This is a genomic window from Sedimentibacter sp. LTW-03 (genome assembly GCF_052059825.1).
Classification (GTDB): domain Bacteria; phylum Bacillota; class Clostridia; order Tissierellales; family Sedimentibacteraceae; genus Sedimentibacter.
Genome location: NZ_CP197180.1, coordinates 1,871,146 through 1,889,995 on the forward strand (window position 1 = coordinate 1,871,146; position 18,850 = coordinate 1,889,995).

Genomic DNA, 18,850 nt, shown 5'->3' on the forward strand with positions numbered 1-18,850 from the left:
CAATAATATTTTACACTAATCGTCGATTCTCGCAATTTCTTTTGCAAGACTTTTCTTTGAATCAATGTTTCCTTGTCTTGCTATCATTATTCTCTGTGCCTGCGGAGATCCTGCCCCGTGCATTGATTCTGTCCTGTAGCCTACAGCTGCCGTTCCCAGCGTAATGTTTTCTATAAGTCTCAGAACCTTCAGCCTGTCCTCAACGGAAACTCCATCCACTCCCTGCAGGTATTTTTCTATATATTTTCCAAGCTTAGGATCCTTCAAATCTTTTTCAGAAGGAGCGGTAACCATTAATCCTCCCGCAATATCCTCAGCTAATCTAGCTATTTCATATGGGAATCTTGTAATATTCTGCTTACAAACATTAGCCAACAGCAGATTAATTATATAGTTTCCGGATTCTGTTTTTGATCCCTCTGCCGAACATGCGATTCCGCAGCTGTACAAGGTTTCGTTCAAATGAGTCATTTCAATTAATTTGTCCTTAATGTGAGATGCCTTCTGAGCACCGTTGTAATCGGCAATCAATGCTGCTGCACCTATCAACACATCACCTACTCCAACTTTACATCCGCCGTAGCTCTGTCTGTGATATCCTGCAAATCTCTCAACCATCATGCCGGCATATTCTGTTTCGCCGTTTAAAAACAGTCTGTCATTTGGAACAAATACATCTTCAAATATAACAAGTGCTTCCATTCCGCCGAATTGGCTGTTTCCAACATCAAGCTTTGAACCCTCAAGCTTTCTTGTATCACATGACTGTCTTCCTATAATCATCATTACGCCGTCCGCATCAACCGGAACAGAAAATGCAACCGCATAGTCTCTGTCATCAGGTCCCAGCGCTATAGTAGGCATTACAAGAACCTCGTGAGAATTACATATGCCTGTCTGATGAGCCTTGGCTCCTCTTACGACCACTCCGTCTTCTCTTCTTTCAACTACTCTCAGGTACAAATCTGGGTCCGCCTGCTTGCTCGGCGATTTGGAGCGATCACCCTTAGGGTCTGTCATTGCTCCGTCCACAGTCAAATCGTTTTGCTGAACATACTTCAGATATTCAACAAAATTGTCATAGTATTTTGTGCCATACTTCTTATCAATTTCATAAGTAGTGCTGTACACCGCATTAAATGCATCCATTCCCACACATCTTTGAAAGCATGATGCGGTTTTTTGTCCCAAAAGTCTCTGCATTTTTACTTTTTTAACCAGATCTTCCGTGTTTTGATGAATATGAGTGAATCTGTTGACTTTTTCACCCGTAAGGGATGATTTAGCAGTCATTAGGTCTTCATATTCAGGCATTTGCGCAAGATCATATGTTGCCTTTACAGAGTTAAGGGAAGGTCTGAGAATGGGATTATCAACAGAGCTTCCAATCTTTTCTCCGAACATGTATATCTGCATGTTCATCTTCTTAATACTTTCAATATACTGTTCACCAGTCATTAATGCCATGTTCTATACTCCTTTTTTAGTTCTGCATATATAGTAGCAATAAGCGTGCCAAAAAATAAAAAACGGCATAAAATTTATAGCCATTGAATTTCAGCCATTATTTAGATGCCGTAAAAATATTTATTTTTCTGTTAAGTTGCATTTGTGCAACGCTTTCATCCCCCCAAAATAAATAATTTAAAATAATGTGGTGGAACTAACAAAATATGCTTGTTGCATTTTTACAACTATCTGATGCAATTACGCAACAAGTAATTACACATTCTTTACATATTTTTTCCTTTTTCTTACAAATGTTGAAGGATCTATTCCCAGTTCCTTGGCTGCCCCTCTTACATTTCCGTATTTCTCATACGCTTTAAATATCAGATCTTTCTCTACTTTTCCTAAAGCATCTGCCAGATTTGGAATGCTGCTAGACTCAACAGTCCTGTGTCCATCTGAATTATTTATTATGTGAGAAGGCAAGCTTGATTTGGTAATATCCATATCCTTAGTCGTCACCACCAGCATTTCTATTAGATTGCGAAGCTCCCTAACATTTCCGGGCCAGCTGTATTCATAAAAATATTTAAGAGCTTCATTCGAAATCGTTTTTTCCATTCTGTATTTTTTATTATAAACTTTTAAAAAATACTCTGCCAGAGGAATTATGCTGCTTTTTCTCTCTCTCATCGGCACAACCTTGAGGGGAACAACATTCAGACGGTAGAACAAGTCCTCGCGAAACAACCCTTTTTCCACCATCTCCTCCAAGTCTCTATTCGTTGACGCAATTAATCTGACATCTACCTTAATAGTATTGTTGCTTCCAACTCTTTCAAATTGCCCATCTTGGAGAACCCTTAAAAGTTTAACCTGCATATTCAGCGGCAGCTCGCCGATTTCATCCAAGAGCAGTGTTCCATTGTTTGCAGCTTCAAAAATTCCCATCTTGCCGCCTTTTGAAGCTCCTGTAAACGATCCCTCAGCATATCCAAAGAATTCCGATTCGATAAGATTTTCAGGAATAGCTCCGCAGTTAATTTTTATAAAAGGTTTTTCTCTGCGGCTGCTATTATTATAAATATACTTGGCTAGTACTTCCTTGCCCGAACCTGTTTCGCCGTTAATAAGCACCGTGGTGTCTACCTTAGCTACTCTCTTTGCAAGCAATAAAAGGTTAAGCATGCTTTCATCTTCAGCTATTAAGTATTCATCATTTGCTATTTGAAGCTTCAACTCCTCAATAATTCCCTTGTATTTTTTGTTTTCGTCTTTTCTTTTATTTTCCTTATCCTGAAGTTCCTTTAACTCGGTGATATCTCTGACGTTGGTAACAATTATTTTTACATTTCCGCTTCTATCAAAGAAAGGAGTACTTGTTACCAGTGCACTTTTTCCAGTATTAAATGTCTGGTAAATTGTTTTAGGCTGCTTGTCTTTCAAAACGGAGAACGAAGTAACCTCGGACATTATACCTTTTTTGACCACATCTGCCATATTGTGCCCCAAAAGTTCATCTCTCTTCAGCCCTGTTATGCGTTCATAGCTTTTATTAATCATTATTGTATTAGCTTCGCTGTCGGTAACATATATGCCGTCAAAGGAAGTTTCAATTATCATCTCGAGCATCTGAATATAATTATCGCCTATAATTGTTTTTTTCATTTTCATTACTCCTGAAATATTTTCTGTAAACCACGCCTGAATCTTTCCTTACAAACTTCTTAGCTGATTCTGCAGCAACACTCCCACTATATCAGCAAACCTCTCCAAAGTGCTGATTCTTACAAAATTCCTGCCAAAGATTTTTTTTGCAGAAGCAACATCCTCATCTTCTCCCGTAAATACGCAAAGTATGGAGTTGCCCTTCATTGCTCCTTTTTTAACCTCATATGCTGTATCATTTACTCCCTTGATTCCGGAATATTCGGTCTTATGCGGAATTATTCCGGTTCCGGGATTGATTTCAATGTCATTTGGCTTGCAGTCAGACAAAAGAATGAGTATTTTATTTTCACTCTGTGCACTTTCCATCATATGCACCGCCGTTCTCACAGCAAGGCCGTCTCGATTTGATCCTGATGACCTGTAGTCAAATATTTTATCGTTTTTTTTCGTCTCCTCGTAATCTCTGAATACATTTATAATTGTATATCCTCTTAAACTGCAGTAAGAATACACCTTGACCGGAATCTCACATCTAGTCAAGCTTTCAGCTATTATATAACCCTGAGCAGCTATAATTTCCTGGCGCTCACATTGTGATGCTGAGCTGTCAAGGAGTATGTCAACAGTTATATTTCCTATATCGTTCTTTAACTCTCTGCTAAATACCTTACTGTCATTTACATGAATACTTCTCCATATTCTGTTTGCGTCGATTCTGCCGGTTTTTGATTTAACCACGGTGGATTCAAAATTAACAAGCATTGTATTTCGAATTCTGTTTGTTAGATTTGCAATGCTGTTGCTGTGCCTTGAATAGCTGCCATAATAAAAATCAACATTGGATTTTCTCTGTTCCTTTGCCAGCTTTCTCACATATCGTGCATCCGCATCTGAATCTGTAGAATTATCAAATTCCCCTCGCGTAAAGTGAAGCCTTGATCTTTTATGGTTCCCAGTGCACAGTATTTTTTCCATTGCAGCAATTCTATGTTCAGGTAAAATTGAACTGCCGTAATACTTTTGTATATAGCTTCTATCTGCACTTATCCTCGGTATATTAATTTTTCGAAGATCCAAATTCTTAACCTTCAAATCCTCATCCTGCTCAAAGAAAAAATCTCTCGTAGTTTCGGCAGATTCAATTACCATGTCCTTCATTAAAGCATTGCCCGGATTCTCCGAGTCATCATCACTATCTCTTGAGTGTTCCAAAGCATTGGGCATTTTCTTTTCCCTGTATTTATCCGATGAAATCTCATAGCTTCCAGCCTGAAATTTAAAATATTTTTTTATGATTTCATTCATTCTGCCTATTATTTCTTCAGTGCTCATGTGAACATCAAACTCAAGCTCTTCCAAAATCCTGATAATGCGGGGCTCAGTATCTGCATCAAGCCCCAGCACTCTTTTAAAATGCACTTTTCTTACTTCATCCAATATAGCCCTTTCATACTTAGGAATATCTCCATTGAGAACCTTTTTTGCATGTTCGTGCCTTAAATGGGCTAGAATCGGGCGCTCTTTTTTTGCTGCAAGATACGTACTGTTTTCCAGCCCTATCCAAAACAGCTTCTCAAAAAAATCATGATCTGAATCTGTTCTCAAAAAAGCGAAATATTTTTTTAAAAGCGCATAATCGTAATATTTATAAACAGCACCTGCTATAAAGTTACCATATAGATCTGCTTTTCCGTTTTCATCAAAGACCTCCAATTCCGGACTGAGCGAATAATTATCTGAAGCATTCCATATTATATTAAGCGCTCGTTTTTCTTCATGTTCCAGCCTTTTCATATTAGTCAATAAATATTTCATTCCTTTCAAGTTTTTTGGGAATTCTTAAGCTTATTACATCTCGAACAAGCTTTCTTTCGAATTCATCGAATGACTTGTTTATAATGCCCATTTCAAGCGCCTTGTTTGCTTCAAGACCTTTATCAATCAAATGCATTGCAGAAATCAGCCCTCTCAGGTCAACCGACTTGGTTGAAATTTCAGAATTATCACTTTTAAGTCTCAAATCCCGGAACAGCCCTGTGAACTGATTCAGATAATCTTCCTTTATATTTGGAAATTCAGTTAAAAGGAGCTTCTTCAAATTTTCCGATGAAATAACAGGCATATTTATAACCATGAAACGCGAAGCCAGCGCCTCGTTAAGTTCTCTTGTTCCTGCGTAGCCATAGTTCATTGTAGCGATAAACCTTACCGCATCATCAAGCTCAATTTTATCGTATCCCGGCACATCTATTATTCTTCTGTAGTCAAGGGTTGCGTGAAGCACTGCCATAGAATCATTCTTTGCCATATTTATTTCATCCAGGACTCCGAATCCTCCACATACCGCACATTCATAAACAGGTCCCTTTCTGAACACAACATTTCCATTCTCAAATGTATCAGTTCCTATCAGCGTTGACGAATCAGTGTTGATATGAAATGATATGTCCCATTTCGGCCTTCCGAATGCAAGCGAAAGATTTTCCGCCAAAACATTTTTACCCGTCGCCTTTGAACCTACCAGCAATATATTCTCTCCACAGAGAAGGGCTGTTATTGCCTGCTCCCATATATCTCTGCCGTAGTAGTTATACTTTGGCTTTGGAATCCTGTACTTCGCCTGGTGATTTACATTGTACTGCTTTCTAAATTTTTCTATCTCTATAATCAGCTTCTCGCTGACTCCTTCTTCTCTTAAAAAATCTAGTATCATATTTTCCTCTCATTTAATATTGCATTATTAAAATCATAACTTGAGGGCTTTTGAAAAATTCGTAATTCAAAAAACTCAGCCACCGCAAACAAGTGATCAAAAATATCTGATTGTATATTTTCATAATTGACCCAATCTATATCATTTATAAATGCATAAATTTCTAACGGAAGACCATTATCGCCTGGAACCAACTGCCTAACCATAAGTGTCATTCCATTATGAATCTTAGGATGATTGCTTATATAATTTTGAACGTAAATTCTGAACACTCCCACATTAGTTAAATTTCTGCCATTAATAAGCAAATCCATATTTTCTGTTTTTTCGTTAGAATCTTTTAATTCTATTTCTTTGTTTTTAATATAATCTTTTAAGATATTAATTTTTTTATACTTGTCAAGCATTTCATTCGTGCAAAATTTAATACTTGTAATATCAATATTAATGGAGCGCTTAATACGTCTTGCCCCCATTTCCTGCATCCCTCTCCAATTTTTAAAAGAATCGGAAATCAAAGCATATGTAGGTATTGTAACTATTGTTTTATCAAAGTTCTGAATTTTCACCGTGTTTAATGTTATATCTATCACGTCGCCGTCTGCACCATACTTTGGCATTTCAATCCAATCTCCTATTCTAAGCATATCATTCCATGTCAACTGCATACCTGCAACAAACCCAACTATGGAGTCCTTAAATATTAAAGTAGTCAGTGCAGTCAACGCTCCGATTCCGCTTATTAGTGCAACCGGGCTTTTATCTACCATTATAGAAATAATCATTATAATTAATACTATATACAGTATAATCTCAATTACCTGCAAAAATCCCTTAATAGGTCTATCTTTCGATATGGAAAATTGTCTGTAAATATCTTCAACAGATTTTATCAAAGCTCTTCCCATTAAAATTACTGTAAATAAAATATATATCATTGAAAGCTTTGAAACTACAACTGAAAATTCATCAAAAAACACCGCACTGTTATATGTGGTTATACCCGGAATAATCATTACGATTTTATGAAACACTCTATTTTTAAATAATATATCATCCCAATTATATTTATTGTTTTTAATGCGCTTAAACAAAAACTTTAATACAACTTTGTAAATAATTAAAGTTATTGTAATTGATACGGCCAAAATTACAACCATCAATATAAAATAATTCAAATACTTTGCAGCAACTTCGTTTAATCCGTAATCAATAAGCGTTGCATATACGGAGTCCATTTAATCACTTCCTTCAAAATCTAAAATAGTAAATCCATTACTTGTCTGATATTGTTAACAGGAATTAATTCCATGTTTTTTATATCCTTGATTGTATCATTGGATTCTGCGATTACGGCTCTTTCAAATCCCATTTTCTGCGCCTCAATCAAGCGTTTTTCAATGGAATTTACTCCCCTAATTTCTCCCGTAAGGCCTACTTCTCCTATTAAAATTGTTTTAAAATCTACAGGAACTTCCTTGAAACTTGAGGCAATAGCACAAAGTATCGCCAGATCGGCTGCCGGCTCTCTGAGCTGCAAGCCGCCTGTTACATTTATAAATGTATCAGAACTCTGAATTGCCAGTCCTGCTTTCTTCTCCAGCACCGCAATCAGCATTGCCGCCCTGTTCTTATCAATACCCGTGGTGACTCTGTTTGCAAAACCAGCCGGTGAATACGTAACAAGAGCCTGAATCTCTATAAGCACGGGGCGGGTTCCCTCCATTGCCGCAGTAACCACCGTTCCGTATGCATCAACAGGCCTGCCCTTTAAGAAAACCTCCGATGGATTTTCCACCTCAACAAGTCCCTTTTCTCTCATTTCAAAAATACCTATTTCGTTTGTTGAGCCAAAACGATTTTTAACAGATCTTAATATACGGTAGGCAAAATGCCTTTCACCCTCAAAATATAGGACAGTATCCACCATATGTTCCAAAACCCTGGGTCCGGCTATGGCACCTGATTTAGTAACATGCCCTACAATAAAAGTAGCCATGTTCCTTATCTTGGTCATTCGCATAACCATGGCGGTAACCTCTCTTACCTGGCTCACGCTTCCCGGCGCAGATACCGTATCTGGCGAATAAATGGTCTGTATGGAATCAAGTATCAAAAGGTCAGGCTCCTCTTTTTCCACTAATTCTTTTATAACATCAATGTTGGTCTCAGACAGCACGTAAAGCTCCCCGTCACACACTCCCAGCCTATCTGCTCTTATTTTTATCTGTTCTCCTGATTCTTCACCAGAAACATAAAGAACCTTCAGCTTCTGACTTGAGACATAGTCCGCAACCTGCAAAAGCAGTGTTGACTTACCTATGCCCGGATCACCGCCAACAAGTATAAGTGAGCTTCTTATTATTCCGCCGCCAAGCACTCTGTCCATCTCACGACTGCCGGTGGAATACCTTTCTTTTTTTGTTGAGGTTATATTCTGAATTCTTTCAACCTTTCCCTTGCTTATGCCCCTTTGATTTTTAGCACTGTTTTCTTTTGATTCCACTTCTTCTACAAAGGTGTTCCACTGTCCGCATGACGGACACTTGCCCAGCCATTTGGCAGTTTCGTAGCCGCATTCCTGGCAAACAAACTTTGTTTTTATTCTGGCCATACTTCACCTGCTTTCTTCTGTTATTAATAATATATCTCAAGGGATGTATCATGTCAATATATGAAGAAAATTTGCAGAATAATAATAATTTTTACTAAAATGTTTAGCATTTTTAAACTTTAAATCAAGCTATGTGCTTTCTTTTTTTGTAAAAATCACGATTTTGGATAATTTAATATTGACATTACAATTACAGGTATGTATAATAAAAATCGATTTAAAAGTTTAATAACTTTAAACTTTGTGTTTAATAATATAAACAAATAATGAGGTTTTTATGGATATCGGTGAAAATTTAAAAAGATTAAGAACTGCCAGTTCTCTAACTCAGCAGGAACTGGCCGACAGATGCGAGCTTACGAAGGGATACATATCTCAAATTGAAAGAGATTTGACATCACCCTCCATAGCAACACTGACAGATATACTTGAATGCCTGGGAACCGATTTAGGAAGCTTTTTTAACGAGGCGGTAGATCGGAAGATAGTATTTAAGGAAGAGGACATATTTGTCAAGGAGTCTGATAACAATTATAAAATTAACTGGATTATTCCCAATGCTCAGAAAAATAAAATGGAACCCATTCTTGTAGAGCTTGGAAGCCATTCAAAAACCAAGCCGGACGAACCGCATGAAGGAGAAGAATTCGGCTATGTTCTTTCAGGGAGCATAATGCTGAATTATGGAAATAAGACCTACAAGGTTAAGAAAGGCGAATCATTTTATATAAAGACAAACAAGACACATTTTATAGAAAACACGAGTAAAAACCCGGCGCGAATAATATGGGTTTGCACTCCGCCTAATTTTTAAATCAGGAGAAAAATATGGACAACGCTATTATCGAATTGAATAATATTACTAAAAAATATGATGGTGAGATAGTTCTTGATGATATTAACCTATCCGTTAAGAAAAATGAATTTGTAACCTTATTGGGTCCCAGCGGCTGCGGGAAAACCACAACTCTGAGAATTATAGGAGGTTTTGAAACACCTGATGAAGGTGATGTATTTTTTGACGGCCATCTGATTAACGACGTTCCTCCCTTTAAGAGGCAGCTGAACACCGTATTTCAGAAATACGCCTTATTTCCTCATCTGAATGTTTTTGAAAATATAGCTTTCGGCCTTAGAATAAAGAAAATGGATGAAAGACTTATAAACAGCAAAGTGGAAAAAATGCTGGGGTTATTTAATCTGAAGAATTACGGCAAAAGAAGAATCGATCAGCTGAGCGGAGGCCAGCAACAGCGTATTGCAATTGCCAGAGCTCTGGTTAACGAACCTAAGGTTCTTCTTCTTGATGAGCCTCTCGGTGCTCTTGATTTAAAGCTAAGAAAGGAAATGCAGCACGAACTAAAGGCTATGCAGAAACAAATAGGAATAACCTTTATTTATGTAACGCATGATCAGGAGGAAGCGCTGACAATGTCAGATACCATAGTTGTTATGAATGATGGCATAATACAACAGATGGGATCTCCCATAGACATCTATAACGAACCGGAGAATGCATTTGTGGCAGCCTTCATAGGAGAAAGCAACATAATTAGCGGAGTCATGCATGACGATTATCTTGTGGAGTTTTTAGGCAAAAAATTTGATTGCCTCGATTCAGGTTTCGGCAGAGGTGAAGAAGTTGACGTTGTAATCCGTCCCGAAGATTTAGACCTTACTCTCGAAGACAAAGGCAAACTTAACGGTACCGTCAACTCAGTCACATTCAAAGGTGTCCACTATGAAATGCGCATTATGGTTCAAGGTTACGAATTTCTGGTTCACTCCACAGATATGGCTCCGGCAGGTTCCACAGTTGGGCTGACCCTTACGCCAGACGATATTCACATAATGGAAAAGGGAGACTGATATGAAAAATAGGACAAAGTACTTTTCATACCCTTACCAGCTTTGGATGATAATATTTATAGTGTTCCCTAGCTTTTTGGTTCTGTTATACAGCATTACAACCAAGCAGTCAAACGGTCTTACAACCATACAGTTTACAGCAGAGAATTTCAGGAAATTTTTTGACCCCCTGTATATAAATATATTGTGGGACTCAATTTTTCTGGCCGCAGTTTCTACAGTCATATGTCTGTTGTTGGGATATCCAGCCGCATATATAATTTCAAGAGCTGATTTGTCCAAGAGAAGCACCCTATTGTTTCTCTGCATACTTCCAATGTGGATGAACATGCTTTTAAGAACCTATGCGTGGATGACCATACTTGGAAATAACGGAATTCTCAATAATTTTTTTGAACTCATAGGCCTACCTAGGGTAAACATGCTTTACACAAGAGGTGCAACCGTAATGGGCATGGTTTACAATTTTCTTCCATTTATGATACTTCCCGTATACACGGCGCTGAGCAAAATGGATTCCGGGATACTGGAAGCAGCAGATGACCTGGGAGCAAACAAGTATATAAAATTCAGAAAAGTTATATTTCCATTGAGCATGCCGGGAGTGATTTCGGGAATCGTAATGGTATTCATGCCTGCCGTAAGCACCTTTATTATACCGCAGCTGCTTGGAGGCAACAAAAACATGATGATTGGAAATCTTATAGAAAAACTGTTCATACTGAACGGTGACTGGAATTTTGGCTCCGCCATATCAATTGTAATGATGTTGATAATACTTATTTCCATGTCAATAATGAACAGATTTGATGTTGATAAGGAAGGGGGAGCAAGACTTTGGTAAAAAAATATTTGTCAAAAATCTATATGGGACTGATATTTTTGTTCCTTTACGCACCTATTATAGTGCTTGCCGTCTTTTCATTTAATGAATCTAAATCAAGAGGAAACTGGACAGGATTTTCACTAAAATGGTACGTTGAACTGTTTTATGACAAGGATATACGATCAGCGTTTTATTACACGATAACAATAGCGATAATTTCAGCTGTCATATCTACAATTCTGGGTGCAATAGCAGCAATCGGAATTAACGCCATAAACGGAAAGCTTAAATCATTGCTTCTGAACGTTAACTATCTTCCCGTTGTGAACCCGGACATAGTAACAGGTATATCGCTGATGATACTGTATATATCATTTAACATAAATTTCGGCTTTAATACCATGTTGATTTCACATATAGTATTCAGCACCCCATACGTAATTCTGTCAATACTTCCTAAGCTCAGGCAATTGGATGTGCACATGACAGAAGCAGCAATGGATTTGGGAGCAACCCCCATGTACGCTCTCAGAAAGGTTATAATTCCTGAAATAAAACCTGGAATTGTAGCAGGGTTTTTGATGGCATTCACACTGTCCATAGATGATTTTATAATAAGCTACTTTACAAAAGGAGAAGGCGTTACTAATCTTTCCATAGTAATTTACTCTATGGCAAGAAGAGGCGTCCGCCCAACAATTAATGCATTGTCCACAATAATGCTGGCAGTTGTATTACTGCTGATGATATTAATAAACAAAAAGTCCAACGGAGTAGAAAAATCCAAAAAACTACAAAAAGCGAGGTATAAGAGCTAAATGAAAAAAAGATTACTTCTAATTGCTTCGGTGCTGTGCTTGGTATTGATTGCCGCAGGATGCAGTTCCGAGAAAAAAGAAACATTGAATGTACTGAACTATGACATCTATATTGACAAAAACCTGCTGACTGAATTCGAAAAAGCTAACAACGTAAAAGTTGCATACGACACATATTCAACTCCCGAAGAAATGTATATAAAAGCAAAAGCAGGAGCATCAAACTATGACCTTATAATTTCAAGCGAATATATGATTGAGCGAATGATTAACGAAGGAATGGTTAATAAGCTGAATTTTGATAATATCCCCAATTCAAAATATATAAACGAAGCATTTAAAAACCAGCCCTACGATCCAAGCAACGAATATGCAGTCCCATACTTCTGGGGTACCCTTGGCATACTATACAACAAAAATACCGTAGATGCCTCTTCCGACAGCTGGGCAATGCTTTGGGACGAAAGCCACGAGCACCGAATCATAATGATGGATTCTCAAAGAGACGCCTTTGCAGCAGCATTGAAGCTACTGGGATATTCTCTGAATACTGTGGACGAAAAAGAGCTGGATGAAGCCAAAGAATTATTACTGAAGCAAAGGCCGCTTGTTATGACATACATAACAGACGGTGCCCCTGATATTATGATAAATGAAGAAGCTGATATGGCTTTGGTATGGTCCGGAGAAGCTGTTTCTGCAATGGCTGAAAATGAAAATCTTGACTTTGTAATTCCAAAGGAAGGAAGCAACATCTGGATTGATGCTATGTTCGTTCCGTCAACAGCAAAAAATCAGCCACTGGCAGAAAAATTCATTGACTTTTTATGTTCTACGGATGCTACGCTTAAAAACATCGACGAAGTATGGTACTCTACAGTCCATACTGAAGCAATAAAGCAGGTGGATCAAGAGTTGCTTGACAACCCGGCATTCAACATTCCTCAGGAAGATATAGAAAAAATGGAAATGTTCAGAGACCCTCAAGATTTTATAGAACTTTATACTGAAAGATGGACTGAACTGATGGCAGAATAACAGGCCATAAAATAAAATGAACACTTAAGAAATTTACCGATAATTCTTAAGTGTTTTTTTATTATTTAACAAATTATTGTTTCAAAAATGGACCTTTTATTTATTCCCACTTATTTAGACGATAAAATTCAGAAAAGGTTTTGAAATGTAAATATAAGGATATATTTACATATGGACGCGGGTATGGACGCGGGGACGTTTCATTCGTCTTTTTTTATGGACGCGGGGACGTTTCATTCGTCTTTTTTTAGCACCTTTTCAACAATTGACTTCCCCATGCCAAAAACTCTGCTTAATTGCCGAATACTTGTATTCTCCATGATATAAATATCCTTAATAATTGCTTTTTTCTTGTCAAAAGGCAATTCCGGCAAATTTATAACCTTATATTTATCAGTTATTATTTTTGTCAGCTTGTTATCCGTATTATGCTTTACTGTCTTTGCTTCAAGGCACTCATCATCATTGACTGTATTCATATATCTGCTGAATTCCTCAAATGTCCCAAAATAATTTTCAATTAATGTTCCATCTATTATTGTTTTTTGTCCATTGTAAAATAAATAATAAAATCCGTAACTGCTCCATTTATAATCTTTCACAGATGTTACAATTCTTGCCTTTACCGGATTTTGATGAATGTATCTTAATACCGTCACCAAGTACTCTTCAGTATTTACAGGCTCACTCATATATCTGTTCTGAAATAAATGACCTGTTCTATCGTGCTTTTTATTGTGCCATCCAACATAGCCTACCGTTATACGCTTAATGCTTGTTCCAATCTCCTCATATTCTTTCAGCAGCATATGAACATGGTTATCCATTAAGCAAAATCCAAGCACATTAAACTTACCCTTTTCCTTAGCTTTTTCAATGCTTTCCAGAAACTTTAACTTATCCTCATTATCTAAAAATATATCTCGTTTGTCAATTCCTCTCAGCATAATATGGTATATTCCGGTAATGCTTTTTACCCTTGCTTGTCTGGGCATACGGCACCTCTTTTTATTATATATATTTTTATTTATTATGCTTAATTCTTCATTATAGTTTAATACTATTATAGCATTTATTATTACAGGGTCAATTAATAATTTCCATAAAAAACCAAGACATATAAAACGTCCCCATGTCTGCCCATTTACAACACAAAGTATGGATGGATACCTTATAAAATGCCACAAATAGAAGTTTTTTATTAATTTTAAAATTACACATATAAAAAAATCACATGACAATCATGTGATTTTTTTGCGATTATTAAATCATCTATACTTTGCTGACTGAGACTAAATCTCAATTCGCTTATACTTACTGTTCGTTGCTTACTTCTGATTCTTTTATATTTAACAAGTGAATTGCGGTTGTTGCGGTAACTGTAATTAATGCTGCCAATACTAAAAATGCCATATGTACTTCCTCCCTTTCATGTACTCATTATATATATTCCCTTTTATATAATTCTAAAACATAAACCTTTTGATTTCCTTAATATTTTAAAATAATATTACATTTTCTCACTATAATAACTTCTCTGACCTGTCCTGCAAGCCACCGTACGGCAGGCAATAGAACTTGGCTGTCTGAACGGCAGCAAAACAGGCAGGCCTTATAAAACCTTAAATGTCACAATACGCTTATACTAAAACAAATCACAGTATTTGCAACCCTTGCATATTTCAATTTTGCCTTCAAAAATTTTCTTTATAATTTCCAATGTATTAAGCGCTTCTTTATCCTTTTTATCTATCTTTGATTCGTGTATTATTATCTTCTTAGGAGACACGCTTAACAATAAATTTATTACCGTCTCGTCGTATGTCATCTTGCTGTCAAGCTCCGCAGAAAATTCCGCATTATTATCAAAATATGTTATTTTTTTCATATTTTTATCGTAGATCTGAAGTTTTTGGTCACTGAAGATTACATTAGCCACATCATATTCTCCCTCTTCCGCATCGGATATGAGTTTTATGATGCTTATAAAGTCCATGTATTCTTTTTTCATAAGGTAGCTGTCAATACATCTTTCAACTACCTGCGCGGCATATAGCTTAATAAATTTCAGCCTAAAGTTAATGAATCCGTTCAAATTTATTATGTTTGATCTTTCAAGTATTTCTTTAAACTTATTTTTTACGATGAGCTGAATTTTAATATCGTTGTGAATTTCATCCTCAATATCAGCAATAATGGCTGATACTTCTTCTTCATCAAAATAAAAATAACTTTCCTTTAAAAGATTTATACTTTCGAGCTTTGTATACTCAATCAACAGCTTCGTTACTCTTCCAGTTATTTTTTCAATGTAATTCTTTTTACTAGCTTTGTTATCCGTGAAATATCTTATTCTTATATTTCCCTCATCTGTAGATGATATTTCTATATTTATATCACTTTCATCCAAATTTGTGATAATCTTAATATTATTAAACACTTCATGATTTTCATTTTCATTTAACTCTAATGATAAAAGCTCCACTCAGTCACTCCTCTCTTCAAGGGAGGTTAAATTATTGGTATCAGAGATCCCAAATCTATTATTTGCCCATTTGAAGCTTCATCATATACATATCCTGCTGACTGGATAAATTTTTTTAATGTGATTAAAATATTCTTATCAGGAATTTTACCTGTTAATAAGAAAATCTTTTCATTAATTAAACCTGCACAGCCTCCTATAAATCCGTGATTATAGCCCTCAAGAAGAACCAGCTCAGGGTTTATATACATACAGTCTATATTATATGATTTGAGTTTTTCATGTATCAGTATGTCTGATGTCAAAGCTTTGGTGTCACTTACTGCTGAAGTCGAACATTTTGTGTATCCCTGATTAACATGAATGAATTCAATGTCTGCTTCTTCCAAATAATACTTTAATACCTGGTCTGTATGCTTAGTGTTGTGCACAGCATATCTCCCTATTCTTGCTACATTATATGCGATATCCTCGGGATAGTTTCTACATAGAGTTTTTCCACCTTTAATAACTTTTATTCCTTTGTCCTTTAAAACATTTCTGTAATAGTCGTAAACGTTGGGAGCAATCACAAAAGTTTCATAATCCACAGGATGAATTACCATGTCGGGATGTCCGTTCACAGGTTCCTGTAAATCATCACATTTTAGTGTCTTGATAGGTTCTATCTTCAATTTTTTTAAATAATTAATTATTTCATCCCCTGCTCTGTAGTCAATAAGCACATAGCGAGGCTTTTTATTAGGAATAAATGGATTCATAAAAGCTCCTGTATATAAATTTGTAAGCAATTATACCATTTTGCAATTATCAACTCAACTTTCAGGATAAAAAATATTGAAGCTATGGTTATGATACCTTATTTTTTTAAAAAAAATTCAGGAAATGATAAATAGAAAGATGTGCCCTATGTCTCACACGCACTTATTAACAGAAATCTTGAAATGTTATTCATTAATTAGTATAAACTTTAGTTCAAGCTCTTAAATTGTAAACCGCTTATTTTCAATAAAAAATCGTATCTATTTTTTTGTGAATCCTGAAATTTTTCATCTCGTGTATGTAAAGTGATAGTTTTTGAAAATTAGTTTCTTTATTTTTTGTATAATAATACATATTTTATCAGTGCAATTATTATTTATTTCAACAGTCTGCGCACAGCATACTATGTACCTGTAATATTTTTGTTACGGCTTTTCTTTAAACTGAGGGAATTACTGCATTTTGCAGCTGAACGTAATAGATGCCTGCAAGTCACAATCTTTTTTAATTTCTGTTGTTTGAAATAAAATAAAGCCGCTGAAAAATCAGAAGCTTTATCAATTAAAATTTTAATTAAATATTTTTCAATTATCTGCATTAAAAAAATATACTTGAGTCACGAACAGATTCTATTAGGTCGTACTTTTTGAAATTTTTTGTTCCTTTCTTTTTTGCAGCATATATACCAGAGCTATAAGCACTATCCCTATAGCAACAAAATGAACCTTAGTCAACACTAAAAACAGACCTCCTGCTGCAAATAAAACTTTTTCAATAATTGACATACGAGTTTTGAAAAAACCAGTTAAGGCAATTGCTATACATGTAATTCCCACAAGTGCCGTAGCTATATCGAATATAAGCAATAATGGTGTCGTATTTATCATAAGCAAACGAGGGCTGTGAACAAATATATACGGTATCAGGAATGCGGCTATAGCTAGACGCGTTGCCTGTACGCCCGTACTCATTGGTTCGGATTTCGCAATACCTGACGCTGCAACTGCTGCCAGACAAACAGGAGGAGTAACGTCTGCTATAATTCCGAAATAGAATACAAACATATGTGCCGGTATAACATCAACGCCCAGCAGAAGTAATGCGGGAGCCGCTATAGTGGATGTAATAACATAGTTCGCAGTAGTTGGAACACCAATTCCCAGAATCAGTGAAGTTATCATTGTAAAAAACAGTGTCATAAATAAATTTCCCTTTGCCAGACCTACAATTACCGATCCCATTTTAAGCCCAAGCCCCGTTTGTGTTACAACACCTATTATTATTCCGGCGCATGCACATGCCGCCACAACTGTAAGTGCACTTTTCGCACCTTTTATCAACCCTTCTACAATATCCTTAAAGGACATTCTTGTGTCCTTCGTAAACGATGAACATATAAGCGTGGAAACAATTGCTCCTAGAGCAGCTCTTATAGGAGAGAAGCCCTGTATTAACAGGTACATAACTACAATTATAGGAATTATCAGATGGCCTCTTGTTTTCATTACGTGACCGATTTTTGGAATCTGGTCTTTTGGCAATCCCATCAAATTTAATTTTTTTGCTTCAAAATGCACTCCTGCCCACACGCCAAAGTAATACAGAAGCGCAGGTATGGCAGCAGCCTTTATTATAGTAAAATATGGCGTGTTTGTTATTTCCGCCATAAGAAATGCAGCCGCACCCATAATCGGAGGCATCAACTGTCCCCCTGTTGATGCTGTAGCTTCAACAGCTCCGGAAAACTCGTTTCTGTATCCAAGCCTTTTCATCATAGGTATGGTGAAGCTCCCCGTTCCTACAACATTTGCAACCGAACTTCCAGATAAAGTTCCCATGCAGCCACTGGATATTACTGCCACTTTTGCAGGCCCCCCGGGAGAGCTCCCTGAAACAGAGTTTGCCAAATTTATAAAAAATTCTCCCATTCCGGTCTTTTCAAGATATGCTCCAAAAAGCAAAAACATAAAAATAAATGTAGAAGAAACACCTATTGGAAGTCCCATGATACCTTCTGTCGTAAAAAATATATGCTGGGCAAAATTATTCAGACTGACTCCTCTATGTGCAAGTTTGCCTGGGATATACGGTCCTAAAAATGCATATATGATAAATAAAACAGAGATAATAACCATTGGAAGCCCTATTACCCTTCGGGCAGCTTCCAACACCAAAAATACCGCCATAAGCCCTATTATCATATCTGTATCAGTAATCCTACCGGCCCTGTAAACCAAATCTTTATAAAACACAACAACATAGAAGCATACAATAACTACAACTACAGCAGTAATAATGTCCATAGGATGAAGTTTATCCTTGGGCCATTTCTTGCTTGCCGGATAAAGTAAAAATATTAATGATAATCCAAAAGCAAGATGAATTGATCTCAATATCATAGGTTCCATGCCCAGAAAAATTGCTGTATACAATTGAAAAAGAGAAAAGCCCAAAAGCATCATTGAAATAATTTTATTTGCATTTCCCGACAGAACTCTAAAATCTGATCCCTTATCGTACTTCCTGAGAATCTGATCGACTTCTTCCTGGCTTACTTCTTCATCTATGTCTTTAACAATATCATTGCCTATTTTTTCAGTCACAT

At 36.4% G+C, this 18,850-nt stretch carries 15 protein-coding genes; 5 read left to right on the forward strand and 10 right to left on the reverse strand.

What is annotated here, in order from left to right:
• Window positions 1–15: 15 nt before the first annotated feature.
• The 6 genes from ACS3UD_RS09325 to radA form a co-directional block, all read right to left on the reverse strand.
• Window positions 16–1,467, reverse strand: a complete 1,452-nt coding sequence (locus ACS3UD_RS09325; protein ID WP_308139874.1) for a 4-hydroxyphenylacetate 3-hydroxylase family protein — start codon at window positions 1,465–1,467, stop codon at window positions 16–18.
• Between the two features lie 255 nt (window positions 1,468–1,722).
• Complete coding sequence (locus tag ACS3UD_RS09330) at window positions 1,723–3,117, reverse strand: sigma-54 interaction domain-containing protein (protein WP_308139873.1); 1,395 nt, start codon at window positions 3,115–3,117, stop codon at window positions 1,723–1,725.
• Between the two features lie 48 nt (window positions 3,118–3,165).
• The gene (locus tag ACS3UD_RS09335; RefSeq protein WP_440977616.1) at window positions 3,166–4,923 is read right to left on the reverse strand and encodes a hypothetical protein; all 1,758 of its coding nucleotides are present in this window, start codon (window positions 4,921–4,923) and stop codon (window positions 3,166–3,168) included.
• Window positions 4,916–5,833, reverse strand: a complete 918-nt coding sequence (locus ACS3UD_RS09340; RefSeq protein ID WP_308139871.1) for an AAA family ATPase — start codon at window positions 5,831–5,833, stop codon at window positions 4,916–4,918. Before ACS3UD_RS09340 ends, ACS3UD_RS09335 begins: the two co-directional genes overlap by 8 nt.
• Window positions 5,830–7,071: a mechanosensitive ion channel family protein gene (locus tag ACS3UD_RS09345; RefSeq protein WP_308139870.1), complete on the reverse strand. Its 1,242-nt coding sequence runs from the start codon at window positions 7,069–7,071 to the stop codon at window positions 5,830–5,832. Before ACS3UD_RS09345 ends, ACS3UD_RS09340 begins: the two co-directional genes overlap by 4 nt.
• A gap of 20 nt (window positions 7,072–7,091) precedes the next feature.
• A complete protein-coding gene (radA, locus tag ACS3UD_RS09350) occupies window positions 7,092–8,447 on the reverse strand; it encodes a DNA repair protein RadA (RefSeq protein ID WP_213925328.1) in 1,356 nt (451 codons plus the stop codon).
• 277 nt (window positions 8,448–8,724) lie between these two features.
• On the opposite strand from radA, the gene ACS3UD_RS09355 reads away from it, so the two are divergent.
• The 5 genes from ACS3UD_RS09355 to ACS3UD_RS09375 are packed head-to-tail and all read left to right on the forward strand — an operon-like array spanning window position 8,725 to window position 12,998.
• A complete protein-coding gene (locus ACS3UD_RS09355) occupies window positions 8,725–9,261 on the forward strand; it encodes a helix-turn-helix domain-containing protein (protein ID WP_308139869.1) in 537 nt (178 codons plus the stop codon).
• Window positions 9,262–9,275: 14 nt separating this feature from the next.
• On the forward strand, window positions 9,276–10,316 hold the full coding sequence (potA, locus tag ACS3UD_RS09360) for a spermidine/putrescine ABC transporter ATP-binding protein (protein WP_308139868.1): 1,041 nt from the start codon (window positions 9,276–9,278) through the stop codon (window positions 10,314–10,316).
• 1 nt (window position 10,317) lies between these two features.
• Complete coding sequence (locus tag ACS3UD_RS09365; RefSeq protein WP_308139867.1) at window positions 10,318–11,160, forward strand: ABC transporter permease; 843 nt, start codon at window positions 10,318–10,320, stop codon at window positions 11,158–11,160.
• Window positions 11,154–11,960 (forward strand): ABC transporter permease, encoded by an 807-nt coding sequence (locus ACS3UD_RS09370; protein WP_308139866.1) that lies wholly within the window; start codon window positions 11,154–11,156, stop codon window positions 11,958–11,960. The genes ACS3UD_RS09365 and ACS3UD_RS09370 overlap by 7 nt, the downstream gene beginning before the upstream one ends.
• Window positions 11,961–12,998 carry an ABC transporter substrate-binding protein gene (locus ACS3UD_RS09375; RefSeq protein WP_308139865.1) on the forward strand — a complete coding sequence of 346 codons (1,038 nt, stop codon included), beginning with the start codon at window positions 11,961–11,963 and terminating at the stop codon, window positions 12,996–12,998. It begins immediately after the preceding gene.
• Between the two features lie 233 nt (window positions 12,999–13,231).
• Here ACS3UD_RS09375 and ACS3UD_RS09380 read toward each other — a convergent pair whose 3' ends face one another.
• From ACS3UD_RS09380 to ACS3UD_RS09395, 4 genes are all read right to left on the reverse strand, one after another.
• Window positions 13,232–13,993 carry an REP-associated tyrosine transposase gene (locus tag ACS3UD_RS09380; protein WP_308139864.1) on the reverse strand — a complete coding sequence of 254 codons (762 nt, stop codon included), beginning with the start codon at window positions 13,991–13,993 and terminating at the stop codon, window positions 13,232–13,234.
• Window positions 13,994–14,643: 650 nt separating this feature from the next.
• A complete protein-coding gene (gene ytxC / locus ACS3UD_RS09385) occupies window positions 14,644–15,483 on the reverse strand; it encodes a sporulation protein YtxC (protein ID WP_308139863.1) in 840 nt (279 codons plus the stop codon).
• Between the two features lie 26 nt (window positions 15,484–15,509).
• The gene (locus ACS3UD_RS09390) at window positions 15,510–16,244 is read right to left on the reverse strand and encodes a DUF6873 family GME fold protein (RefSeq protein WP_308139862.1); all 735 of its coding nucleotides are present in this window, start codon (window positions 16,242–16,244) and stop codon (window positions 15,510–15,512) included.
• 633 nt (window positions 16,245–16,877) lie between these two features.
• Window positions 16,878–18,848 carry a TRAP transporter permease gene (locus ACS3UD_RS09395; protein ID WP_308139861.1) on the reverse strand — a complete coding sequence of 657 codons (1,971 nt, stop codon included), beginning with the start codon at window positions 18,846–18,848 and terminating at the stop codon, window positions 16,878–16,880.
• Window positions 18,849–18,850 lie beyond the last annotated feature (2 nt).